Origin of the sequence: Clostridium sp. NSJ-145 (assembly GCF_021044725.1) — a bacterium.
GTDB lineage: Bacteria > Bacillota > Clostridia > Clostridiales > Clostridiaceae > Clostridium > Clostridium disporicum_B.
Genome location: NZ_JAJNOS010000002.1, coordinates 116,004 through 139,632, shown reverse-complemented (window position 1 = coordinate 139,632; position 23,629 = coordinate 116,004). Strand labels below are relative to the sequence as shown.

The 23,629-nt window shown below is 28.9% G+C and carries 21 protein-coding genes and 1 other annotated feature; of the genes, 4 read left to right on the top strand and 17 right to left on the bottom strand.

The window, feature by feature from the left end:
* Positions 1 to 110: 110 nt before the first annotated feature.
* The 8 genes from LQE93_RS03255 to LQE93_RS03220 all read right to left on the bottom strand — a co-directional run bounded on the left by LQE93_RS03255 (position 111) and on the right by LQE93_RS03220 (position 9,340).
* Positions 111 to 2,285 carry a sensor histidine kinase gene (locus tag LQE93_RS03255; RefSeq protein WP_231071975.1) on the bottom strand — a complete coding sequence of 725 codons (2,175 nt, stop codon included), beginning with the start codon at positions 2,283 to 2,285 and terminating at the stop codon, positions 111 to 113.
* On the bottom strand, positions 2,260 to 2,964 hold the full coding sequence (locus LQE93_RS03250; RefSeq protein WP_186837821.1) for a response regulator transcription factor: 705 nt from the start codon (positions 2,962 to 2,964) through the stop codon (positions 2,260 to 2,262). Before LQE93_RS03250 ends, LQE93_RS03255 begins: the two co-directional genes overlap by 26 nt.
* 216 nt (positions 2,965 to 3,180) lie before the next feature.
* On the bottom strand, positions 3,181 to 3,690 hold the full coding sequence (locus LQE93_RS03245) for a DedA family protein (RefSeq protein WP_231071974.1): 510 nt from the start codon (positions 3,688 to 3,690) through the stop codon (positions 3,181 to 3,183).
* Between the two features lie 147 nt (positions 3,691 to 3,837).
* Positions 3,838 to 4,614: an ABC transporter ATP-binding protein gene (locus LQE93_RS03240; RefSeq protein WP_186837822.1), complete on the bottom strand. Its 777-nt coding sequence runs from the start codon at positions 4,612 to 4,614 to the stop codon at positions 3,838 to 3,840.
* Positions 4,614 to 5,606 (bottom strand): FecCD family ABC transporter permease, encoded by a 993-nt coding sequence (locus LQE93_RS03235; RefSeq protein WP_231071972.1) that lies wholly within the window; start codon positions 5,604 to 5,606, stop codon positions 4,614 to 4,616. The genes LQE93_RS03240 and LQE93_RS03235 overlap by 1 nt, the downstream gene beginning before the upstream one ends.
* A 2-nt stretch (positions 5,607 to 5,608) precedes the next feature.
* Entirely contained in the window at positions 5,609 to 6,526 is a 918-nt protein-coding gene (isdE, locus tag LQE93_RS03230; RefSeq protein ID WP_055264164.1) for a heme ABC transporter substrate-binding protein IsdE, read from the bottom strand.
* 21 nt (positions 6,527 to 6,547) lie between these two features.
* The gene (locus LQE93_RS03225) at positions 6,548 to 7,201 is read right to left on the bottom strand and encodes an NEAT domain-containing protein (RefSeq protein WP_231071970.1); all 654 of its coding nucleotides are present in this window, start codon (positions 7,199 to 7,201) and stop codon (positions 6,548 to 6,550) included.
* 72 nt (positions 7,202 to 7,273) lie between these two features.
* Positions 7,274 to 9,340: an NEAT domain-containing protein gene (locus LQE93_RS03220; RefSeq protein ID WP_231071968.1), complete on the bottom strand. Its 2,067-nt coding sequence runs from the start codon at positions 9,338 to 9,340 to the stop codon at positions 7,274 to 7,276.
* A gap of 207 nt (positions 9,341 to 9,547) precedes the next feature.
* On the opposite strand from LQE93_RS03220, the gene LQE93_RS03215 reads away from it, so the two are divergent.
* Positions 9,548 to 10,285 (top strand): helix-turn-helix domain-containing protein, encoded by a 738-nt coding sequence (locus tag LQE93_RS03215; protein ID WP_084758946.1) that lies wholly within the window; start codon positions 9,548 to 9,550, stop codon positions 10,283 to 10,285.
* Between the two features lie 122 nt (positions 10,286 to 10,407).
* On the opposite strand, the gene LQE93_RS03210 is transcribed toward LQE93_RS03215, so the two are convergent.
* Positions 10,408 to 11,574 (bottom strand): aminotransferase class I/II-fold pyridoxal phosphate-dependent enzyme, encoded by a 1,167-nt coding sequence (locus LQE93_RS03210; protein ID WP_055264153.1) that lies wholly within the window; start codon positions 11,572 to 11,574, stop codon positions 10,408 to 10,410.
* A complete protein-coding gene (locus tag LQE93_RS03205) occupies positions 11,571 to 12,053 on the bottom strand; it encodes an Lrp/AsnC family transcriptional regulator (RefSeq protein WP_055264150.1) in 483 nt (160 codons plus the stop codon). The genes LQE93_RS03210 and LQE93_RS03205 overlap by 4 nt, the downstream gene beginning before the upstream one ends.
* A gap of 167 nt (positions 12,054 to 12,220) precedes the next feature.
* Positions 12,221 to 12,471, bottom strand: a binding site (T-box leader).
* Positions 12,472 to 12,666: 195 nt separating this feature from the next.
* Here LQE93_RS03205 and LQE93_RS03200 point away from each other — a divergent pair.
* Positions 12,667 to 13,317: an HAD family hydrolase gene (locus LQE93_RS03200; protein ID WP_055264147.1), complete on the top strand. Its 651-nt coding sequence runs from the start codon at positions 12,667 to 12,669 to the stop codon at positions 13,315 to 13,317.
* 220 nt (positions 13,318 to 13,537) lie between these two features.
* Here the strand turns inward: LQE93_RS03200 and LQE93_RS03195 are convergent, their stop codons facing one another.
* Together LQE93_RS03195 and LQE93_RS03190 are read right to left on the bottom strand one after the other, a co-directional pair.
* A complete protein-coding gene (locus tag LQE93_RS03195; RefSeq protein WP_055264144.1) occupies positions 13,538 to 14,356 on the bottom strand; it encodes a MerR family transcriptional regulator in 819 nt (272 codons plus the stop codon).
* 109 nt (positions 14,357 to 14,465) lie between these two features.
* Entirely contained in the window at positions 14,466 to 15,770 is a 1,305-nt protein-coding gene (locus LQE93_RS03190; RefSeq protein WP_055264140.1) for an MATE family efflux transporter, read from the bottom strand.
* Between the two features lie 443 nt (positions 15,771 to 16,213).
* On the opposite strand from LQE93_RS03190, the gene LQE93_RS03185 reads away from it, so the two are divergent.
* Positions 16,214 to 16,870, top strand: coding sequence for a hypothetical protein (locus LQE93_RS03185; RefSeq protein ID WP_148315738.1), 657 nt, complete (start codon positions 16,214 to 16,216; stop codon positions 16,868 to 16,870).
* 87 nt (positions 16,871 to 16,957) lie between these two features.
* On the opposite strand, the gene LQE93_RS03180 is transcribed toward LQE93_RS03185, so the two are convergent.
* On the bottom strand, positions 16,958 to 17,788 hold the full coding sequence (locus LQE93_RS03180) for a phosphatase PAP2 family protein (protein WP_172675736.1): 831 nt from the start codon (positions 17,786 to 17,788) through the stop codon (positions 16,958 to 16,960).
* Between the two features lie 128 nt (positions 17,789 to 17,916).
* Between LQE93_RS03180 and LQE93_RS03175 the strand changes: the two genes are divergently transcribed.
* A complete protein-coding gene (locus LQE93_RS03175) occupies positions 17,917 to 18,786 on the top strand; it encodes a methionyl aminopeptidase (RefSeq protein ID WP_055264135.1) in 870 nt (289 codons plus the stop codon).
* A 130-nt stretch (positions 18,787 to 18,916) separates the two neighbouring features.
* Here the strand turns inward: LQE93_RS03175 and LQE93_RS03170 are convergent, their stop codons facing one another.
* From LQE93_RS03170 to LQE93_RS03155, 4 genes are all read right to left on the bottom strand, one after another.
* Positions 18,917 to 19,963, bottom strand: coding sequence for an SPFH domain-containing protein (locus tag LQE93_RS03170; protein ID WP_055264133.1), 1,047 nt, complete (start codon positions 19,961 to 19,963; stop codon positions 18,917 to 18,919).
* 50 nt (positions 19,964 to 20,013) lie between these two features.
* Positions 20,014 to 20,721 carry a PspA/IM30 family protein gene (locus LQE93_RS03165; RefSeq protein WP_055264131.1) on the bottom strand — a complete coding sequence of 236 codons (708 nt, stop codon included), beginning with the start codon at positions 20,719 to 20,721 and terminating at the stop codon, positions 20,014 to 20,016.
* Positions 20,722 to 20,959: 238 nt separating this feature from the next.
* Positions 20,960 to 22,405 (bottom strand): hypothetical protein, encoded by a 1,446-nt coding sequence (locus tag LQE93_RS03160; RefSeq protein ID WP_055264129.1) that lies wholly within the window; start codon positions 22,403 to 22,405, stop codon positions 20,960 to 20,962.
* Between the two features lie 148 nt (positions 22,406 to 22,553).
* On the bottom strand, positions 22,554 to 23,510 hold the full coding sequence (locus LQE93_RS03155) for a collagen-like protein (protein ID WP_055264127.1): 957 nt from the start codon (positions 23,508 to 23,510) through the stop codon (positions 22,554 to 22,556).
* Between the last annotated feature and the right edge of the window lie 119 nt (positions 23,511 to 23,629).

The window sequence follows — 23,629 nt, the reverse complement described above, 5'->3', positions numbered from 1 at the left end:
CGATATCATTTCATTTTAAGTAATATTCATAAAAAACTTGAATGTATTTCTATATTGTATTAATAAAAAATGCGCGTATCTATAATTTTATGATACACGCATTTTTATTATTAAGATATCTTATTAAATTTTATACTAACCTTAAATAAGTCGCCGTCTACACTTATGTTAAAGCTTCCACCTTGAAGCTCTACAAAGCTCTTTGCTATAGCAAGACCTAATCCTGATCCTTCAGTATTTCTAGATTCATCTCCACGAACAAATCTTTCTGCTATAGTTTCTACATTAAAGTTAATTTCCTCCGCTGCCATATTTTTAAGAACAATTTCTACATAAGTATCATTTTCAAATATATCAATATATACTCTTGTTCCTCTCATAGCATACTTAGTCATATTTATTACTAAATTTTCAAATACTCTAAATGTACGCTGACTATCAAGAGGTAAGATTACTTTTCCTTCTGGAAAGTTATTTCTGACTGTTAATCCTGCTTCAAGAAGCTTATCATCTAATTCAAGTATAGTCTGCTTCATCAGTGATACTACATCAACATTTTCTATATTTAAAGTTATATTTCCACTGCTTGCCTTACTCATTTCAAATAAATCTTCTATAAGAGCTTGAAGTCTTTGAGCTTTTTTATCTAAGGTATCTAAATATTGTCTACGTTTTTCTTCTTCTAGATTTTCATCCTTTAAAAGATCGGTATAAGTTATTATAGCTGTTAAAGGAGTTTTTAAATCATGAGATACATTAGATATAAGGTCAGTCTTCATCTTCTGACTCTTAACCTCTTCATCTACAGCCTTTTTAAATCCTGATTGAATCTTTTCTAAATCTTCTTTAAAAGGCTCAAATAATCCTAAATCCTCTTCAATAGTTACATCCAGTTTTCCTTCAGCAATTTTATTTGTAGCTTTCTTTAGTATCTTATACTTCTCACTTATTTTATCAACATATTTTCTTATTACAAAGAACAATGTTACCGAGTAAAGTATCACTACAGGTATTCCAAATAACCATATTGATGTTATACCTATTAATATTGCAGCATTTATTAAAACAACTTTAATTATAAGTTTACTATTATTATCACTTAAATCTATACTAGTTACAGCATCTAAAGTTTTTCTGATATATCTAACGATTAATGTAATAACTCTACCAACTATAGTTCTTCTCTTAAAGTATTCCTTTATTCCAATATTAAAAATATACTTTATAACTAATATAGCAAAAAATACAACGCCAAAACATATAAACCAATTTACAAAGTTAAGGAACCATATTGTATTATTAGATAATGTAATTCCATTTACAAAGAATCCAAATAAATACTCTAAATTTCCTTCTAAAGTTGGTTTTACAATATATCTAGGAGATACAGCCATAAGCATTGCTGCAAATGTACATATTACTATCCATATTTCAAACGGTATTTTTGATAATCCATTGAATAGGGCCATTTTTTTAGCCTTTTTAATTGGGAATATTAATGCAGCTAGCAATATAACTGCCGAAATTATCATTACTGCTGTAGTACCAGCCATTTCATATCCTATCATATTTGAATCTTTTATTCCCCAAGATATCGAATCATCATAAATTAATGACTTAGGCACTGCATACACAAAAGACATATTTTTAATAGGCTTCATTGTAATATCATAATATCCATCTAAGTCACTTAAATTTTCTTTTAAGATATATTCAAAATTTTGCTTATCTGCACCTTTAATATCTGATACAGTCAGAACTCCATTTTCATCAAAATTCAAAAGTACAAAAAACTGAAATTGCTCCTTATCTAATGAAGATATATCCATATTCTTCTCTTTGATAGTTATGCCTTCACCTATATTAGTTTTCTTTATATCATTTTCTTTATCGTATGAATAATATAGTAAATTTCTATAGCTTTCATTTATATTCCTACTCCAACTGCTAAACCTTGAATTAAATCCATTAGCATACGAATCTTCATAATACTCTTCATCATTACTGTATATATTGTTACCAAAATCCAACAAACTCTCTGCTGGATTAAGATTCCCACCTGCTTTTTCTGATAATGAATTAAAATAATTTACATAGCTTGTTTCTGCTATAATGTCTGCAAATCTATAATCATCAAAATAATTATCTCTTATATTTTGTGCATTCCTATCTATTATAGGGTATGATTTGCACATCGCTATTGCCGCCATTGATATAATTAATATAGCTACTATAGTAGCAATTATCCCTTTGCTAGTATTATTGTTTTTCAATTTTGTATCCAACTCCCCACACCACCTTCAAATATTTTGGATTTTTCGGATTAACTTCAATCTTTTCTCTTATTTTTCTTACATGAACCATTATTGTATCAGTATTTATAGCCTGCTCATTCCAAACTCTTTCATATATTTCCTCTGCTGAAAATACTCTTCCTGGATTTTTCATAAGCAAAGCTAATATTTTAAATTCAATTGGAGTGAGTTTCACAGCTTTTTCATCTACTGTTACCTCTTTAGTCTCAATATTTAATTCAAGACCTCCGACTGAATATATATTTTCATTTATCTCTTTATTGCTTACCATATTTAGAAATTTAGAATATCTTCTAAGTTGTGAATTAACTCTAGCTAAAAGTTCTAATGGTCTAAATGGCTTTGTTACATAATCATCAGCACCTATATTTAATCCCATTATCTTATCTACCTCTTCTGATTTCGCTGATAACATTATTACAGGAAAATCATATTTCTCTCTAAGCTTCATAACAAAAGTTATCCCATCCATCCTTGGCATCATTACATCTACTATAGCGAGATGTATAGTTTCTTTCTCTAGAACTTCTAATCCCTCTATTCCGTTATTAGCTATAAAAACTTTATATCCTTGATTTGTTAAATAAGCCTCTATCGCTACTGCTATATCATTTTCATCTTCAACTACTAAAACACTATATAAATCCATCTTAATACCTCTTTCTATAAGTAAGTCATGAAATCTTAACTTTAGCAAAAACAAACTACGTTTATGAATATAAGTAACTATTTTTCCTATTCTTACTCACTAAATTCTTTTATTATATACTAACATAGAAAGTATTATTTTCCATAATTCATTTTCTTATTTTCTCTTGTTCTAAACTACCTTTTATATAGAATGATTATTTAATGATATTTCTATTTAAGATAATATCTTTATAACCCCATCCCCTAATATATATCCAGAACATATAAGAGTTGAATCCCATATTAAAATTCCTATAGCAGAATATGCAGTATATTTAAGAAAATTAAGTTTCAGTACCCCTGCTGGTACAGGTATTATAGTTCTTGCCATTGGAATCATTCTGCTTATCATCACTCCAACATTCCCTTTTCTTCTTAAGTATTCTAGTTTTTCATCTATATATTCACTTTGCTTTGGAAACCTCTTTGTATACTTATCTAGTATATAATTTCCTCCATAAAAACCTATAAAATATAATATCCAGCTTGCTAATAATGATGCTATTACTGATAGTATCACTATAAAAATAATATTTTCATTATGCTTAGATGCCCAAAGACCTACCATCGGCATTATTACACCTGCTGGAAACCCTGGCATATTTAAATTTTCTAAGAATATTATCAAAAATATAACTATAGTTCCATATTGAGTTATATTATTCATAATACTGTTCCCATCCATCTTTTCTCCATCCCCCTTTCTTTACTATACTTCAATGATATCTTTTAAAAGTTAAGAAGAAGCTAATACATTTCTAAAGAAATTCTTAAGATTAAAAAAACGGCTAATTTAGAATTAACCGTTTTTTATTATATTTATATTTAATTATTAGGCTTCTAGCTTTAATGGCACAAAGAAAGTTTCATCATTAGTCTCATTTATAAATCCACCTATATTATATACCTTATTTAGCATATCCATAGTTATAACCTTCTTAGCATTACCTTCATTTATTATCTTACCATTTTTCATTATTATAATATTATGACTATACTTAAGAGCCTGATTAATATCATGAAGAACCATAACTACTGTTAATTCTTCTTCTCTATTTAACTCTTCTACAAGTTCTAATATTTCTATCTGATGATAAATATCTAAATATGTAGTTGGTTCATCTAAAAATAATATTTTACTCTTTTGAGCTAAAGCCATAGCTATGAAGGCTCTTTGTCTCTCTCCACCTGACATACTCATAACTGTCTTATCTTTTAAATTAGTAAGCCCAGTTTTTTCAAGTGCCCATTCTACTATATCTTCATCACTTTCATTATTTCCTTGGAAATACTTTTTATGAGGTATTCTCCCATAAGATACTAATTCTTTTACAGTAATATCTCCTGGTACTGTATTTTGCTGATGTACTGTTGCAATTTCCCTTGCGATATTTTTATATTTAAGTTTTTTTATAGACTTTCCATTTATTATAACATCTCCAGATGTAGGTTTATTAAGTCCTGTAAAAATACTTAATAATGTAGATTTACCGCTTCCATTAGGTCCTAATATAGTAGTTATCTTACCTTTTTCAATTTCAACATTTAAGTTTTCTATAAGTTTTTTATCTTTTTCATAAGAGAACTCTAGATTTTTTACTTTTATCATTACTTTAAGTCACTCCTTCTTAAAAGATATAAGAAGAATGGTGCTCCAAAAATACATGTTACTACACCAACTGGTATTTCATTAGGTCTCATGGCCATTCTTCCAACTGTATCCGCAAATAATACTAATAATGCACCGATAATCCCACTGCAAGGAATAAGATATTTATGGTCAGAACCTATTATCATTCTGCATATATGTGGAACTACTAATCCTACGAAAGATATTACCCCAGCTATAGCAGTTGATATACCTGCTAAAAATACAGCTACTGCAGTAACTACAATCATATATACATCTGCATTAAATCCTAAACTCTTAGCATTCTTGCTTCCTAAAGCTAATACATTACATATTTTACTTAACATAAATGCTGCAGCAATTCCTATTACTGAATATATAGCTAATACATATACATTACTCCAATTTACAGTAGCAAGACTTCCCATCATCCATTTTTGAATATTGCTTGAACCTAATCCTGCACTTACTGTAATCATAGATGAGAAAGCACCTAATAATGCATTGCAAGCTGCTCCTGCTAAAACTATTCTTATAGGAGAAAGTCCTTTTTTATATGCCATAAAATAAACTAAACCACATGATACTAATCCTCCTAAAAAACCAAATATAGGTCTTGAATTAGTAACTCCAGGCATGAATACCATTAAAAATACAGTTACTAAGCATGCACCTGTAGATATACCTGTTATATATGGATCTGCTAATGGGTTTCTTATTACTGACTGTAATAGTACACCTGAAATAGCTAAGTTAGCTCCAACAAGAACAGCTATTATAACTCTAGGCATTCTTAAATCTTTTATTATTCCTATATTACCATCTGTTTGCCCTGTGAATAATCCTTTTATAAGCTCACCAAATGTAATATTTATACTTCCTAATTTTAATGAGATTAATATACCTGCTACTAATATTATAAGAGCAACAGCTATAAATAATCCTCTAAATTTTTTATCTAAAGTTTTCATAATTACTCTCCATTACCGTGGACTATATCACTTAAAATATCTAATCCTTCTATAGCTTTAAGATTTGCACTCATTCCAAAATATGAAGTGTCTAAGTATACAACATCACCATTTCTTACAGCTTCAATGTTTTGCCATGCAGCATCAGTTGCCATTTCTTTTTCTAATGCAGCTTGTGTTTCTTCTGGAAGGGCATGTACCATTACTAAAATCTTATCTGGATTAAGCATTGATAAATCTTCTTTATTATAAGTAGTAAATGACGTACTGTTATCAGCTATTATATTTTTACCTCCAACCATTTCAACTAAGCTACCAACATAAGATTTTGATGTTGCAATCATAGTTGATCCTGGTGCTGCAAATAAAACTAATATTTCAGGACTCTCTAATTGTGCTGCTTTTTCAGCAACCTCTTTTTCCTTAGCTTCTAAGTTTGCTAATAAACTTTCAGCTTCTGTTTCTTTATCGAATCTTTTTCCTAAAGTATTTATTGCTTCTTTTAATCCATTTAAACTTTCTAAAGATACGAATTCACTTGGTATGTTATTTTGAGTAAAAAGTTCCATATAATCTGACCCTAAAGTATCAACTGAAACTACAACTGTAGGATTTAAAGATTTAATAATTTCTAAATCTGGGCTCATAGGGCTTCCAACCTCTACTGCACCTTTTGTGCTTTCAGGAAGCTCATATGATGTTTGAGGAATTCCAGAAACCTTTACCCCTAAAGCATCTAAAATTTCTGTAACTGCAACAGATGTTGCTACAACTACTTCTTCGCTATCAGCTTCCACAGCTACTTCTCCACCATTAGCTTCAACTACAACATTTTCTTCAGCAGCTTTAGAACCACAGCTAATTAAACCTAAAGACATAATTCCAGCTGCTATTATTGACATAATTCTTTTATATTTCATAATAAATAACCTTCCTAACTACTATTTCTTTTTCTTAGCCTTAATTACTAAAACTGCAACTATACCTGCTATAACTACAACTGCTACTCCACCAGCTACAGCCATAGTTTTATAATTTTCTGAAGCTCCTGATGTTGCATCTACTTCTGTAACAACTTCTTCTATTAAATCTTCTGCAACTACTTCTTCTATAACCTCTTCTGCTTCTTCTATAGCTTCAATTAAAGTTAAAGTTTCCATCTTAGGAATTACCTTAAACTGTACATCTCTTCCCATTGGTGCTACATAAATTAAAGCATCCATATCTGCATCTACTTTATCTACTTCAACTTTAAGTTTAACTATACCTTCTTCAGTTACCTCGTCTACCATTTCAACTGCAGTATCTTCACCATTAACTAACATTCTGTAGTTTTCCATATAGTCACTTCCTGAGAAACCTATAGTATAAACTATTCCGTCCTTAGTCACTTCTACTTCCATAGTAGGTAGTAAGTAACTTCTTGACATTGCCATCCCTGTTTCTGATTCATGATAAACCTCATTTTCAACTTCATAAATACCACTTGCTATGTCAGCATCTGCTGCATATGCACTCTTAATTCCCATAGTGAAAAATAACCCTAAAACCATTACGGCTATTAATATACTCTTAAATTTATTTAATATTTTCATATCTATTTCTCCTTTATAGCAAATATGAGGTAAATAAATAGTATTACTATTTTATTTACCCCGCACATTATTTTATTTTTTCTTTTTAGTTAAAACTGCACCTGCAGATGTCATTAGTAACCCTAATCCTGCTACTACTGCTGAGCTTGCTGCAGCTCCTGTGTTTGGTAATGTTTCTACTGTATATTCTTTAATGAAAGTTAATGTATCTGTTAGTAATTCCACACCAAATTCAACATCTCTTTGCATTGGTACAACATACATTTTTACCTTTATAGAATCATTTAAGCTTCCAACTGCAAATCTAACATAAGTTTCATCACCACTTGTACTCTTGCTTACGCTTACCTTGCTTCCATTTACATATATTTCATGATTTTGCATGAATTCTGCCCCTGTAAATGTCAGAGTAACATAGTATTGTCCTTCAACTTCTTCAACTCTTGAAGTAGCACTTAAGTACATTCTTGCCATAGCTACTCCTGTTTCACTTTCATGAGTAACGTTATTTTGAATAGAATACAACTTTCCAACTATTATTTGTGGTTCTTCTTCTTTTTCAGTTTCTTCTGTTGTTCCTGAAGTTTGTTCATCTTGTGTAGTTCCTCCAGTTGTACCACCAGTCGTTCCTCCAGTAGTACCATTAGTTGTACCACCTTGTGTAGTTCCACCTGTTATTCCTTCATCATCATTCTCAACTTCAACTAAAGTATCTTGTAATACTTTAAGACCAAATGAAATTCTTCTTCCACCCATAGCATTAATTTTAGTAGATATTTCTATTGAATCATCTAAGCTATCTAATTCAAAGCTTAATCCAGCTAGAGTTGTTCTTATCTCTTTAGTTTCAACTTCTTTACCATTTACATAAACTATAACATCGCTCATTTGCACTGCACCAAATTCAGTAAAGTTTATAGTTACACGGTATTTTTCACCTATCTTTTCTATCTTCATATCTTCTGATAATGCTTGTCTAGCCATTGCCTTACCAGCTTCGCTATCAGAAACTATTTCATTTTTACCTGTATAAGTTTTATCTGTTTGAGTTTCTTCAGTAGATCCTGAACCTGTACCTTCTGAAGGCTTTTGAGTTGCTCCTGTACTTCCATCAATGTCTCCGTTTCCAGAATTATCATTGTCAGGTATTTCTGGAGTCTCCGGAGTCTCTGGAGTTTCTACTGTATCATCTTCTACCTTTACTAATTCTCCCTTATGTAATATCTCCATATCTACTGTGTGCATTCCACCTGGAGCGATAAATTCAGGGATAAATTCATTATAATAAGTTAGGTTAACTTTAATTCTTGAATTTAATACATCTGTTGATTCGATTTCAAAACTTATTTCTTCCTCATTTGCTATAAATTCTACTTCTTCTCCATCTATAGTAATAGAACTTATTGTTCTTACTGTATCAGTTTCTAATTCTAAATTAGTATATTTAAGAGTTACAGTTATCTTTCCATCTTCTACTGTTACAATAGATGTTGTATCTATATAATCTCTAATTCCGCTATCTTCAGTACTTCCTACTTTAAACGCATCATTTTCTATTTTATAAGTTCCATTTTCTAAAGTATTAACTTCTTCTTTATCATCTTCAACCTTTGATAATTCTCCAATGTGTAATATCTCCATATCTACTGTATGCATTCCACCTGGTGCAATAAATTCTGGAATAAATTCATTGTAATAAGTTAGGTTAACAGTAATTCTTGATGTTAATACATCTTTTGATTCAATTTCAAAACTTATTTCTTCTTCATTTGCATTAAATTCTACTTCTTCTCCATCTATAGTAATAGAATTAATTGTTCTTACTGTATCAGTTTCTAATTCTAAATCAGTATATTTAAGAGTTAAAGTTATCTTTCCACCTTCTACTGTTACAATAGATGTTGTATCTATATAATCTCTAATCCCGCTATTATCAGTAGTTCCTACTTTATATGCACCATTTTCTATTACATAAGTTCCATCTTCTAAAACTTCTGGTGCAGTAGTTGACGCCTTAGTCACAGTATCTACATTATTTAAAGTTGATGCACTAGCTGTTACAGTTTGTCCACCAACACTTAAAACCATTGCTCCTAAAACAAAAGTAGCAATAATTTTTTCTATCTTTTTCTTTAACATAATTACTTCCCCCTATAAAAACATATTTATTTGACATTCTTTAATTTATATTCCATAATAATTGATATTGATTCTCACTCTCTGCAATTATAATAACATATATTTTTTTAATATGTTTTAACGATATTTATATTTTTTTTAAATATATTTTGTTAGTGTTATAAATTTTAAATAATAGTATATCTCAACTAAAAAGGCGGTCTAATTATGAATACTTATAATGTATTAAATGATTTTTTTACTTGCTTATCACTACCAACTTTAGTTTTAAATAACAGCTTTAAAATTGTTCATTCACATAAATATAATGCTGAATTAAAAAATAGCTTTTATACATCCAAAGCAATTGATATTTTAAAAAATAGTCTTTCATATTCGAATCCAATTGCTATAAATATACCTAATAATATTTCATATTCAGCTATTGCTTTTTATCATTATGACAATATGCCTGCATATATCTTGATAGGTCCTTATATTATCCAAGATAATAAAAATACTAAAGTTAACACTTGTGATTCTAGTATATTAACTATAAATAAATCTCTATTAGATGATGTTATAAACCTATATTCAAATCTAATAGTAAATAAATATAAAACTACGACTCCAAACGGAACTCTTTCTCCCTTTGTAAAAAGAGCCATTGAATATATAGAAAAAAATTATAGTAAAGAAATTTCTATAGATGACCTTTGCTCAGAGCTTAATATAAATAAATGCTATTTCTGCTGTGTCTTTAAAAATGAAACTGGTCAAACATTTATAAATTATTTAAATAATTATAAAGTAGAAAAAAGCAAAGAACTCCTTGCTAACACGGATTATTCTTTGCTCGATATAGCTTTATCTGTGGGATTTAATAATCAAAGCTACTATAGTACAGTTTTTAAAAAATTGACCAACCAAACTCCTATTAAATATAGAGAAAGTTTAAAAGAGTAACTCCTCTTGTTATTTTAAATCATTCACCCGTAATCGGGTGATTATGATTTAAAATAAAATAAAAAGATGCTTTGAACCACTTCAAAACATCTTTAAATAAAATTTAATTATTCAATTAAATATTAGTCAAATTTTTTTATAAATCTTTCTATTCTCTTTAGAGCTTCTACTATATTTTCCATAGAAGATGCATAACAACATCTTATAAATCCTTCTCCACATTCCCCAAAGGCATTTCCTGGCACAGCTAGTACCTTTTCTTCCATAAGTAACATCTCGCAGAACTCATCTGAAGTCATTCCGGTAGATTTAATACATGGAAATACATAAAGTGCTCCCATTGGTTCGAAGCAATCTAATCCCATCTTTCTAAAGCCATTAACCATAACTCTTCTTCTTCTGTTATATTCTTTTGCCATATGTCTTACATCATCATCACCATTTTTTAATGCTTCTATTGCTGCAAACTGTGCAGTTGTCGGTGAACACATTATTCCATATTGATGTATCTTCTTCATAGCATCTAATATAATAGGATGAGCGCAAGCATATCCCAATCTCCATCCAGTCATTGCATAAGCTTTAGAAAATCCATTTATAACTATAGTTTTTTCCTTAACCTCTGGGAAGCTCGCAATAGATACATGTGGCTTGTCATATGATAATTCTGAATATATCTCATCAGAAAGTATTATTACATTTTTATTTTTTAAAACTTCAACTATTCCTGCTAACTCCTCTTTAGTCATAATTGCTCCTGTAGGATTATTAGGAAATGGAATTATAACAACTTTGGTCTTATCTGTTATTGCATCCTCTAATTGTTTTGGAGTAAGCTTAAAATCATCTTCAGCTTTTAAATCAATAATCTTTGCTGTCGCTCCTGTAAAGGCTGTACATCCTTTATAAGCTACGAAACTTGGCTCTGGAATAATTACTTCATCTCCAGGCCCTACTAAAGCTCTTAGTGCAAGATCTATACCTTCACTTCCACCAACTGTTACTAATATTTCATCTTTAGGATTATATTTTAAGTCGTATTTTCTATCTAAATACTTAGCTATTTCTTCTCTTAATTCTATAAATCCAGCATTTGCTGAATAATGAGTTTCTCCCATCTCTAAAGAATATATACCAGCCTCTCTAACATTCCAAGGGGTAACAAAGTCTGGCTCTCCTACCCCTAAAGATATTACATCTTCCATCTCATTTATTAAGTCAAAATATTTTCTAATTCCTGATGGAGGCATATTTTTAACATCATCTCTAATCATATTTTCTAATATCATATAAATATAGCCTCCCTTGTATCAACTTTCTTTTCTTTAAATATAGTTCCATGATCTTTATATTTCTTTAAAACAAAGTGTGTTGCTGTTCCATTAACAAACTCTTGTACTGCAAGTTTATCTGATACAAACATAGCAACTTCCTTCATTGTCTTTCCTTCTATTATTACAGTTAAGTCAAATCCACCTGAAGACATTAAATAACATGCCTTAACTTGAGGGAATTTATATATTCTTTCTGCAACCTTATCAAAGCCTACTCCTCTTTGTGGTGTAATCTTAACTTCAATTAATGCTGTTACAGTTTCCTTACCTGTATTCTCCCAATTAATTAATGTTGTATATCCTGCAATTATGCTCTTTTCTTCATAATCTCTTATTGCTTCTCTTACTTCTTCAACAGTTTTTCCTGCCATTACAGCTATCTCTTCATCAGTATATCTACTGTTTTGTTCTAAAATTTCTAAAATTTCTTCCATATAAACTATTCCTCCCCATATTAATTAATAATTAATAGTTTTAATTTAATAATTAAATATGAAAATTCTATAACTTTTCTTTAATTATTTTTAAAATACAAGCAAGAATTCTTCATAAATTATTAATTGCTAATTTTTCATTATAAATAAAAAAAGCCTCATCCCTAGAAAGGGACGAAGCTAAAAATTTCGCGGTACCACCCTAATAAGTAAAAAAATTTACTCACTCAGTAGGAATACATCAGCATTCCATTCCTTATAACGTTAGGATATCCGGCTTTACCTACATTAAGATAACTCTTAGTTCTCAGCAAGCAATTCAAAGGCTGCTTCTAAAAAGTATTATTACTAAGTCTCACCATCCCTTAGCTCTCTATAAATAATATCTTTAAATACTCTTCCTCATCATAATCTTTTCACATATTAAAATTTGAATTTTCAGTTAATCTTACAAATATTATCTATCATAAATAATATTTAGTCAATAAAAAATATTTCAATTAAAGTCAATTTCAAATTTTCAAATTTAGAAAATGCGTAATATATTCTTTAATTTTTAAAACTAATAAGATAATATAATACTATGATTACGCTTAGAAGGGATGGACACAAAATGATGAATATAGAACTAGTTATATTTGATATGGATGGATTAATGTTTGATACCGAAACTGTTTCTAGAGAAGCTTGGAAAATTGCTGGTGAAAAAGTAAATATGCCTGTAGATGATGAACTTTTTTCAGAATTTTTAGGTACAAACAGTAAATATATCACTAATCTTCTAATTAACAAATTCGGTGAAAAAAGTCCTTATAAGGAGCTTATTTCTGAAAGAAATATTATGGCTGATAAACTTATTGATATGAATGGTTTAAGAGTAAAAAAAGGATTAAAAGAATTACTTGCTTATCTAAAAGAAAATAATATCAAAAGAGCTGTTGCGACTTCTACATCAAGAGCTAGGGCATTAAAACTATTAACTCTTGGTGAGGTAGTTAATGAGTTTGATTATATAATTTGTGGTGATGAAGTAACTAAATCAAAGCCAGATCCTGAAATATTCTTAAAAGTAGCGGAAAAGCTTAATGTTCTTCCTGAAAATTGTATAGTTCTTGAAGATTCAAGATTTGGTGTGTATGCTGCTAAAAATGCTGGAATGTATCCAATTATGGTACCAGACTTATTAACACCAGATGAAGAACTATTAGGGATGATTTATAAAAAGGCAGATGATTTAGGACAAGTTATAGAACTACTTAAATAAAGTGCCGAACACTTTAGTGAAAAGTTTGACTTCGTCAAAAGAGAAAGGGTCACTAACATAACAATGGAAATATTACCTTTAGTAATAATGAAAAGTCTTCTCAATAGTACCTTTCACTTTAACTTAAGTTAGCTTTTCACTGTTATGCTATAGCCATTTCACTTCGACAAAGTCGATCTTTCACCTGTGAGCTTCGTGGACAATTTATTTCAGTCATTAATTAAAGAACTTCTATTTGAAGCTTTCCTAAAGACTTCTCTCTTCCATCATTACCTACTCTAGTCATAGCATATATTTCATAGAAATCACCTTTTACTTTAATATTATTTTCTCGTATATAATTCATAATTTTCGTATAATACTTTTTAGTATCCTTATAATCATCATCAAAATTTATAGTTAAATATTTTCCTTTTGGAATTATAAACTTCTCTTTCTCATCTATACTTATCATATCAGTAAAGCTTAACATCATTGCTTTATATATAGTTTTATCATCTCTTCTAAAATCATTAAATGATGTTACAAAAGCTAATTCCTTATTGAAATTATTATATTTTCTTTCTGCATCTGCTAACGCTTTACTTAGGTTTATTTCAAATTCTACAGTAAATCTATTTGTGTTATTATACTTTATAAATTCCCTTTTAGGATATTCCTTTATAAATATTACGTTTATGCCTTCCTCTAATGATTCATTAATTCTTTTTTCTAAAAAAGATATATTATTTTTTATGGTATTTAATTCGTTTATCTTTTTATCTATTATATCTTTTTGTTTTTTCATTATATCCAATATAGAATCTAATGATGTGTAGTTATGAATTATATCTTTTATTTCATCTAAAGATAATCCCATAGATTTACATTGTTTTATAAGGTCAATTATTACAAAATCTTTTGATGAATAATATCTATAACCAGTTTCTTTATTTATATAAGAAGGTGTTAATAATCCAATCTTATCATAATGTCTTAATGTTTGAACTGAAACATTATGAATTTTTGCTATTTCTCCTATGGAAAATTTTGATTCCATAAATTTACCTTCCTCCAACTCTTTATTTTATGAGAAATGACAAATAGCAAATTTAGTTTTCAACTTATTTGCTATTTGTCATCAAAATACTTTTTAATATTATATATCTCTATGCAGCTAACATTTCAGCTGTAGATTCCTCTATATTTGTTTTTAATCTCATTGTTATATATGTAGCAGTTTCAGCTACTATAGCTGCTGCCCAAATTCCATTTATACCGAATAACTTTGATAATACAAATATACTTATCGGTAAATAAGCTACTGATCTCAATATACATACTATATTTGAATACTTAGGTTTTTCTATAGCTTGATAGTAAACTAAAGTATTTAAATTTAATCCTACTGCAAAATAACTAAATATGTTTATCTTTATTGCATTAAATGCTATATTTGCCAGACTATTATCATTAGTAAAAATATTAATTAAGTTAAGTCCAAATAAATATATTATAACAGTAAATACTGTAGTTACTAAAATAATTGATTTACATGTTATCTTATAAAATCCTAACATTTTTTCCGATTTTTTTCTACCATAATTATAGCTTATAAGTGGTTGTACTCCTAGAGTTATTCCATAAAGCACCATATACACATTAGTTGTTAGATAATTCATTATACTATAAGCAGATATACCAATCTCTCCAACAAGCTTAACAATAGCTATATTGTGTAATAAAACTATTACTGAGTAACTAGCTTGTGCAAAAAATGATGGAAATCCTATTGTACAAAATTCTTTTATTTTCTCTTTTTCTATTTTAACATTTCCAAAAGATAAATATCCTTTTTTCATTAAGAAATGAGGTAATAAAATTGCAACAGTTACGATTTGTCCTAGACCTGTAGCTATTGCTGCTCCTTTTATTCCCATTCCTAGTGGAAAAATGAACACATAATCTAATATAACATTTGTAATCGCACCACTAATAGTAGAAATCATAGCAAGCTTTGGTCTTCCGTCATTTCTTACAAAGCTATTTAAAACTATTCCCACTAAGTTTGGAATACAGAAAAGTGCATAAAATCTTAAATATTCTACAGCCATAGGTTTTAAGTTTTCTGTTGCACCTAAAACTGTTACTATTTGATTAGTAAAAATAATACAAAATAAACTTATTCCAATACTTATTATAAATAAGAACTTAAATACTTGTCTAAAAATATTAACAGCTTTATCTATCTTTTTAGCTCCAATATTTTTAGATACTAAAGACCCTCCTCCAATAGCAAACATATTAGCAATACCAAATAACATTACAGTAAAAGGTAATACTATATTAACTGCTGCTAAAGCTAAAGAACCAACACCTTGTCCTACAAATATTCCATCAATTACAGTATATAAAGCCGAAGTAAACATTGCTAATGCTGATGGAATAGCATATTTTAAAAACTCTTTAGTCATAATTACCCCCATATTTTAAATTTTCCTTCCATATTATAAAGTCTATTGTTACTATAGAGTCAATATATTTTATTATTTTTTTATAATAATGGCTATGTATATTTTATTTAATAAAAACTTTTATATTGGTAAATAATACTACTATATTACAAACTGGAGGTATTACCTTGTTTTTCTTACTTAAATCTATAGGCTTTATTATAATACTTTTAACTAAATCATTTTTTTACATTTTATTATTCACTTACAAAGCTATTATATTTGCATTTAAATCAATTATCTTTTTATTTAGAAATAAATTTTTGCGAGTACCTACTATATTATTAATACTTGGTATAGTATTCGATCTTAACTTTTCAATATTATCTTCAATATACTTCATATATTTGATGCATATCGTTGCTTTGCATAACGGAATTTATCATAATATTCACAGTAATATAATGAGATTTTTTAAAGAACTTAAAGAAAATGATAATATAAAAGATATTCTCAAGTTGCTTCCATCTAATAATATAGTATTAAGCAATCTTTCTTTAGAAAATGATGATAGAACTCTCAATATATATCATCTAGCTATTACTCCTAATGGATTATATAATATAATTCCATTATCAAATTTTTTAGATAATAACAGCTCAAAGGATATTGCAAATAAGCTTATTTATGATATATATAACGAAACTGAAAATATTAAAAATCTTCTAGTAGATATTATTGAAGAAGATGTCCCTTTAACTACATTAATATTATCTCCTGAAAATGATTTTGATAATACTATTAATATTGACACTTTTAAATTAATTCAGGAAAATCAACTTCTATTTATGATAAATTCAAATAAAGATAATGGTAATTATTTAGACATAGATACCATAAAAGATCTTATTTTAGACAACAAGGCATGGTTTTTAGATAAGATTTGGTTTAAATTTGTATATTTTATAAATAACAATAGAAAAATATTATCATTTTTTATGTTATGTCCTATAATTTATTGCATTTACATGATTATATTAACTATATTTTATAGCGGAATAACAATAATGATTGATGATATAATTAAATTTCTTTCTAATATTATTAACATATATAAATAAGCTCTTAGTCAGACTCACAAGCTGATGCTCAACTAAAATGAACAATAGCCTGTGAGTTTTATCTAAGATTATTACTCTTTATTTTGTTTAGATTTTAAGTTTTTTAAATATTGCAGGATATACTCCAATTCCTACAAATGTTACTATAGTATATCTTATAAAATGAAATATTAATTCATTAGGAAAAATTACTTTTAATCCTGATTTAATTATAAGTAAAATTGCTATTCCAATAACTACTCTCAATATTTTATTAGCTAAATTCCCCTCAACAGAAAAATTAATATATCTCTTTTCTACAATTACACCTATAATAAAGCCTAGATATGTTCCCATTCCTTTTATAAAATCTGGCGATTGTGCAAATATTAATGCTGGTATAAAACAAATAAAAGTTATTATATAAAGTAAATTTCTATTATTCACTGTTCTAAATAATTTATATGAGATAATTGATATCAAAAGCCCAAGTGCTATCCCAACTAATACATCTTTAGGATAATGAACCCCTAAATATAACCTAGATATTCCAACTAAAAAAATTATTATAGTTGCTAAAATATAAATAATTCTCTTTTTAAAATATATAGCTATACTTCCATAAAAAGATGCAGCCCCTTGACTATGACCACTTGGAAATGAATATCCTGTTGCTGTCTCAGCTCTTAGTGTTCTTATTCCTTCTTCTCCAATTGGTCTTTTCATTTTAAATATATCCTTTAATGCATTATTAAATAGCAAACTCGTTAATGATGAATATGCAATATACTCTCCAAACTTTTTATCATACGCCCAGTATATAGTAGTTATTATCGATATTAATATCAACTCTTCACCAAACATAGTAAATATTTGAAATAACACATCAAAAAATAGATTTGAAATACTTTGAATAGTTCTTATTATCTCTAGTTCCATAATTCCTCCTTTACATTTCTCAATATAATTTTTAATATAATTTTATATCATTACTATACTTATTATCAACATTTTCAATTTAGTAGTATAATAATTATTATAGTAATTTTAATTTAAGGAGAACAATTATGAACATTAATAGAAATGCACCTTGTTGGTGCGGTAGCAATAAAAAATATAAACATTGTCATCTTGAATTTGATAAGAAACTAGCTTCTTATGCTCAAAGAGGTGCTATTATTCCTCCAAGAAGCATAATTAAAACCCCTGAACAGATTCAAGGTATTAAAGAAAGTTCTAAAATCAATACTGCTGTTTTAGATCTTGTATCCACTAATATAAAAGCTGGTATGAGTACAGAAGAAATAAATACTCTAGTTCATGAATTTACAATTTCTCAAGGTGCTATTCCTGCTCCATTAAACTTTCAAGGTTATCCAAAAAGTGTTTGTACATCAATAAACGATGAAGTTTGTCATGGTATTCCAAGCCCTGATGTGATATTAGAAAATGGAGATATTATAAATGTAGATGTTTCTACAATATATAATGGATATTTTTCTGATGCTTCAAGAATGTTTAAAATAGGAGAAGTTCATCCTAACTTAGATAAACTAGTAGATGTAGCAAAAGAGTGCTTAGAAAAAGGATTAGAAGCAGCTAAGCCATGGGGATTCATGGGAGATATAGCTGAAGCAGTTCAAAAACATGCTGAAAACAACGGTTACTCTGTTGTTAGAGAATTTGGAGGACATGGAATAGGATTAGAATTCCATGAAGAACCTTTTGTATCTCACGTTGGAAAAAGAGGTACTGGAATGCTATTAGTTCCTGGTATGGTTTTTACAATTGAGCCAATGATAAACATGGGTACTCCTGATATATTCATTGATTCAGATGATGACTGGACTGTATTAACAGAAGATGGATACCCTTCAGCACAATGGGAATATACTGTGCTTGTAACTGAAACAGGCATAGAAATTTTAACTTATTAATTCCAACATAGATAAAGTGTCAACACTTTATTTAGATATAAATGAAAAAATGACAAGTGATAAGTTTTGAAGCAGCTTAAGCTGCTTCAATTTTTTAACTCATCACTTGTCACTGTTAATTTATAACCTTTTAAAGTTTATTTCCACACTCACTACAGAATTTAGAGTTTCCATCTTGTTTTGCTCCGCACTCTGGACAAAATTTCTTTTTTGAGTTTTGCTCTTCTGCTTTTACTACTTTCTCTCCACAATTTGGACAGAACTTAGCATTGCTATCTATATTACTATGGCAGTTAGGACAAATACTAGAGTTAGAGACATTAGACTTTGAATTTTCTATATTGCTTTTCATTTCTTTTGCCATTTCCATACCCATTTGTATTCCTATACCCGCTTGAGCCATATTCCCCATAGAACTTCCTGGATTTTTCTCCATTGATTCAACCATGGCTACATTTTGGTAATGTCCTATATTCCCCACCATACCATAAGCTGCATTTTTATCAATCATCTTTTGAACTTGCTCTGGATAATTGAAGTTTTCAATAGTTACGCCAGTTACAGTCAATCCTATTTGTAAAAGCTGCATATCTAAATCTACTTTTAATCCTTTAGCTATCTCAGCTGAATTTACTTGTAGATTAAACATATTCTTTCCTTCTTTTACTATCCATTTCATAAGAAGTCCATCCATTATAGCTGATGTACGAATCTTGATATCATCTACTGTAAATTGACTTTTTATACCTGCAACCTTATCTATTAAAGTCATATAATCATCTACTTTTACAGTGTAAAATCCAAAGCATCTTATTGGCATTCCACCAGGCATACCTGGAGCTGGAATATTAATTGGACCTTTAGTTCCCCATCTTACTAAAAACTCCTTAGTATTAATAAATAACACTTCTGCTCTTAGTCCACTATTAAAACCAAATTTAAAGCCTTTTAATGTTGAGAGAAATGGAATTATTTCTGTTTCGACTTCGTAATTTCCCTCCTCAGTAAATACACCTTCAACCTTACCATTTTGCATAAAAATCGCATCTTGTCCAGGCCTTATTATTAATCTACTATTCTTTTTTATTTCGTTATTCTTCCACATCCAAAAAATAACGTCATCTCTTGTCTCATTCCATTCAATTACATTTAAAAGTTGGTTTTTAAATAATCCCATCTTTACCTCCGTTATATCCTAAAAGATAATATGTTTATCATGAGAATATATTATTCACCTTTTAACTCTCTTAACATATCTTCAACAGCATCATTATTACCTTTTAAAGCTGCAAGTTCATCTTCTACAGCTGAATTATTACTATTATATTTGCTCATTAAATCATCAATATCATCTACTGGTTTTGAATTTAATTCAGCCATTGCGTTTGCCTCATCAAGCATTCTGTTAGCCTTTTCTTCCATTCTTGCAAATGAATCCATATTAGCAGTTGATTTATTTACACTATTACCTAAAGTATTAACTTTTTCTTGTATTTTTGCTGTTGTCATTTTAGCTTTTATTACTGCTCTTCTTTCATTAAGTTCTTCAATTTGATTCGAAACTTTATTGTACATAGATCTCATTTTTTCTGAATTTGCTTTTGCTGAATCATATTTTGTTTGCAATAAAGTTAACTTTTCTGAAAGAGTTACTTTTTTATCTAAAAATCTTCTTGCATCATCATCATTTCCTGCTGCAACAGCTCTTTTTGCATAATCTAACATTTTGTTAACTTGCTCTTGACATTCATCAAGTTCTCTTTTAGCTCTATTTTCTTCTGCCATAACTGAAGCAGTTTCTACTTTTATCTCATTTAAATCTTTATTTAAATTTCTCATTAGTTGATCTACCATTTTTACAGGATCTTCACATTTATCAAGCATAGCATTAATATTAGAAGACATTATATCTGTGAATCTTTTTAATATTGACATATTGATTCCTCCCTCTAATTATATATTTTATATTATAACATATAATATAAACTTATTATATTTTTTTCCAACCTTACATATTACATATAACACCTGTTTTAACTGTTATAAAAAAGATAACTTTAATAATGCTTAATATATTACATCTTCTATGATTATTTCTAAATTTATCTATAATTAATCATATTTTCACCATAATATATAAGCAAGTTAAAGTTATCATATTTCAATATTAGGTTTATTTACTTATACTCTTTCTTAACCTCTTTAGCTCTTGTATTGAAGGAAATGGATTTGGATTTTTCAAAGCTCTATTTATATTATCAATAGCCTCTTTCTTCTTTCCCGCTCTACATTGAGCTTGAATTAAATAGTATAGATATTGTGGTGTTTCCCTAGATTTATTTATCAAATTTTTATAATACTCTTCTACCCTTAAAAAATACTCTTTATCATCTTTGTATGTTTTTTCTAAGGTTTCTCCTCTTAATGTATATATTTGTACATTATAAGCTTCTCCAGTTTCATGAGTCCATAATGCTATATTCTTTCCACCCCTTGTATTACTTGAATCACAAAGCTCTATCTTAGAGTAATTTAATTTATCCCCTTTTAAAGCCTTGATAAATTTACCTTCTCTAAAATCTAATATATCTAATACTGACCATATCCCCCCAATTCTCCATCCTACTATTATGCTTTCTCCACCTTTTTGCTTTATCTTATCAATTATTAAATCTGATATATCATACCCTGTTCCATCTATATTATCTAAGAATTTAACTGCTCCATCTATTTCTCTAAATGCACTTAAATATTGTACATCTTTATACTTATATGCACATAATATTTCTTCATTACCATCCCCATCTATATCAGCTTTAATTAATCCATTTCTTCCACCAAACTTATTTAGATTTATCAAAGTTATATCATCAGGCAACTTGCTTATAATATCATCTCTTAAATCATTACCTCTTGAAAGTTCTGAAATATTTTCTCCGTCAGTTGCTGCAAATTGTTCTATAACCTTTGTTCTACATTCTTCTAGAGAAATAATACTTATTATTTCTCCAATAGTACTTGCGTTCACTATTCCAATTACTCTTTGGTATGCTTCAACCCTCATAAGATTTGTATTTAAATCTATTATTGGATATATGTCAGTTACGTATGATACTGACGGATCACTATCAGTAATTATTTTGCCATCTATAGAATATATTTGTTCTAAATAATTCTTATCTATAGTACCTATATCTATAATATATTTCTTTTGTAATTTATCACAAATCAGTTCAATTTTACAATCTTTTAAGTATCTACACTTATATTTATACTTATCAGAGAAAGTATCTGAATTAAATATTTCAAGTAACTTCCCATCTTGATAATGATAAATATTTGCTATAGCGTAATTGCCACTACCTCCACTTTCTCCACAAATAAGTATATCTTCAATATATTCATTACAAAAATGACCTAAGAAAAGCTTAAAATTATATCCACCTATCTTTAACGGAAACTCTTTCTCCCCTATCACATCTGATTTAATATCAATACATAAGTTTTCAATAAAATTACTATCTTCATTAATTTTATTACCTTTTAAGCATACAATATCTTCTTTTTCTTCTCTTGTTACTCTACCATTTTTTGAATCAATAATTACTTCACTTTTCAAACTTATTACCTCTTATAAATCACTATTTAATATATATTATTCACTTGTCAATTTATCGTGTATTAACTTTAATATCCTCCATTATGTTTTCAGATCTTTCATATAAAAAGATCTGATAATGTATTATTATCAGATCCTTTTAGTAGTCTTATTTTAATCTAACAATAGAAATAGTTGCTGCATAAATTCTTATTGGCAACCTTCCTTCTGTTAAATTGGTTAATCTTATAATTCTATCTTCACATAAATTTACTATAGTATGATTAGCTATATTATTTAAATTTATATCTTCTGAAACTGAAGCCGCAAATTGTGATGCTGCAACTTTATCTCCGTTTCCATAAGTTAAAGTAAATTCTACATCTCTTCCTTCCTCAGAACTACATCTATTTTCTGCTGTAAAAGATACTGAATATTTAACTAAATATGATGCATTACCTTTTAATAATATATCTCTACTATTAGTTTGATGAACTATATTATCTCCTACTATTTCATCAGTAGTAAATGGTACATGCTCTCCAGTAGCTAAAGCTATATTAGGATCATCTACAGTTCTATAAACTATACCAAAATCTCCAATTGTTCCTGCTGGCCCTTGTGGTCCTGTTGCTCCTACTGGTCCTTGTGCTCCTGTTGGTCCTTGTGCTCCCACTTCACCTTGAGGTCCTTGTATACCTTGTGGTCCTCTTGGTCCTATATCACCTTGTGGTCCTTGTAATCCTCTTGGTCCTCTTGGTCCGCATGGTCCTTGTGGTCCTGTTGCTCCTGTATCTCCCTTTGGTCCTTTTGGTCCGCATGGTCCGCAGTGTCCACATTGTCCGCATGGTCCGCATGGTCCACATGGTCCTGGTTCTCCCTTTGGTCCCCTTGGTCCGCATGGTCCTTGTGGTCCTCTTGGTCCGCATGGTCCTTGTGGTCCTCTTGGTCCGCATGGCCCTTGTGGTCCTCTTGGTCCTCTTGGTCCTCTACAAATACAGCATTTTTCATACTCATCACATTTATTAGAATTACATTCGTTCTCTTCACATCTATTACTAGAATACTCCTCTACTGAATTATCATCTTCATCTTCATAGTAATAATATCTACGTTCTTTATTCATCTTTTCCTCCTAACAAACACCTATTTTTTTATCTTTTGGACATTCATTTATAATATAAAATATGCTGAACAATTTTTTTTGTGCTACATCTGTACAAACTCGTATATTTTTATGCATTT

Excerpts from the sequence above, each read along its gene's own strand:
- LQE93_RS03225 (WP_231071970.1), bottom strand. The coding sequence starts at position 7,201 with ATGAAAATATTAAATAAATTTAAGAGTATATTAATAGCCGTAATGGTT.
- LQE93_RS03205 (WP_055264150.1), bottom strand. The coding sequence starts at position 12,053 with ATGGAAGAAATTTTAGAAATTTTAGAACAAAACAGTAGATATACTGAT.
- LQE93_RS03170 (WP_055264133.1), bottom strand. The coding sequence starts at position 19,963 with ATGGGATTATTTAAAAACCAACTTTTAAATGTAATTGAATGGAATGAG.
- LQE93_RS03165 (WP_055264131.1), bottom strand. The coding sequence starts at position 20,721 with ATGTCAATATTAAAAAGATTCACAGATATAATGTCTTCTAATATTAAT.
- LQE93_RS03220 (WP_231071968.1), bottom strand. The coding sequence starts at position 9,340 with ATGTTAAAGAAAAAGATAGAAAAAATTATTGCTACTTTTGTTTTAGGA.
- LQE93_RS03200 (WP_055264147.1), top strand. The coding sequence starts at position 12,667 with ATGATGAATATAGAACTAGTTATATTTGATATGGATGGATTAATGTTT.
- LQE93_RS03210 (WP_055264153.1), bottom strand. The coding sequence starts at position 11,574 with ATGATATTAGAAAATATGATTAGAGATGATGTTAAAAATATGCCTCCA.
- LQE93_RS03215 (WP_084758946.1), top strand. The coding sequence starts at position 9,548 with ATGAATACTTATAATGTATTAAATGATTTTTTTACTTGCTTATCACTA.
- isdE (WP_055264164.1), bottom strand. The coding sequence starts at position 6,526 with ATGAAATATAAAAGAATTATGTCAATAATAGCAGCTGGAATTATGTCT.
- LQE93_RS03190 (WP_055264140.1), bottom strand. The coding sequence starts at position 15,770 with ATGACTAAAGAGTTTTTAAAATATGCTATTCCATCAGCATTAGCAATG.
- LQE93_RS03240 (WP_186837822.1), bottom strand. The coding sequence starts at position 4,614 with ATGATAAAAGTAAAAAATCTAGAGTTCTCTTATGAAAAAGATAAAAAA.
- LQE93_RS03180 (WP_172675736.1), bottom strand. The coding sequence starts at position 17,788 with ATGGAACTAGAGATAATAAGAACTATTCAAAGTATTTCAAATCTATTT.
- LQE93_RS03235 (WP_231071972.1), bottom strand. The coding sequence starts at position 5,606 with ATGAAAACTTTAGATAAAAAATTTAGAGGATTATTTATAGCTGTTGCT.
- LQE93_RS03250 (WP_186837821.1), bottom strand. The coding sequence starts at position 2,964 with ATGGATTTATATAGTGTTTTAGTAGTTGAAGATGAAAATGATATAGCA.
- LQE93_RS03175 (WP_055264135.1), top strand. The coding sequence starts at position 17,917 with ATGAACATTAATAGAAATGCACCTTGTTGGTGCGGTAGCAATAAAAAA.
- LQE93_RS03195 (WP_055264144.1), bottom strand. The coding sequence starts at position 14,356 with ATGGAATCAAAATTTTCCATAGGAGAAATAGCAAAAATTCATAATGTT.
- LQE93_RS03185 (WP_148315738.1), top strand. The coding sequence starts at position 16,214 with ATGAGATTTTTTAAAGAACTTAAAGAAAATGATAATATAAAAGATATT.
- LQE93_RS03245 (WP_231071974.1), bottom strand. The coding sequence starts at position 3,690 with ATGGATGGGAACAGTATTATGAATAATATAACTCAATATGGAACTATA.
- LQE93_RS03155 (WP_055264127.1), bottom strand. The coding sequence starts at position 23,510 with ATGAATAAAGAACGTAGATATTATTACTATGAAGATGAAGATGATAAT.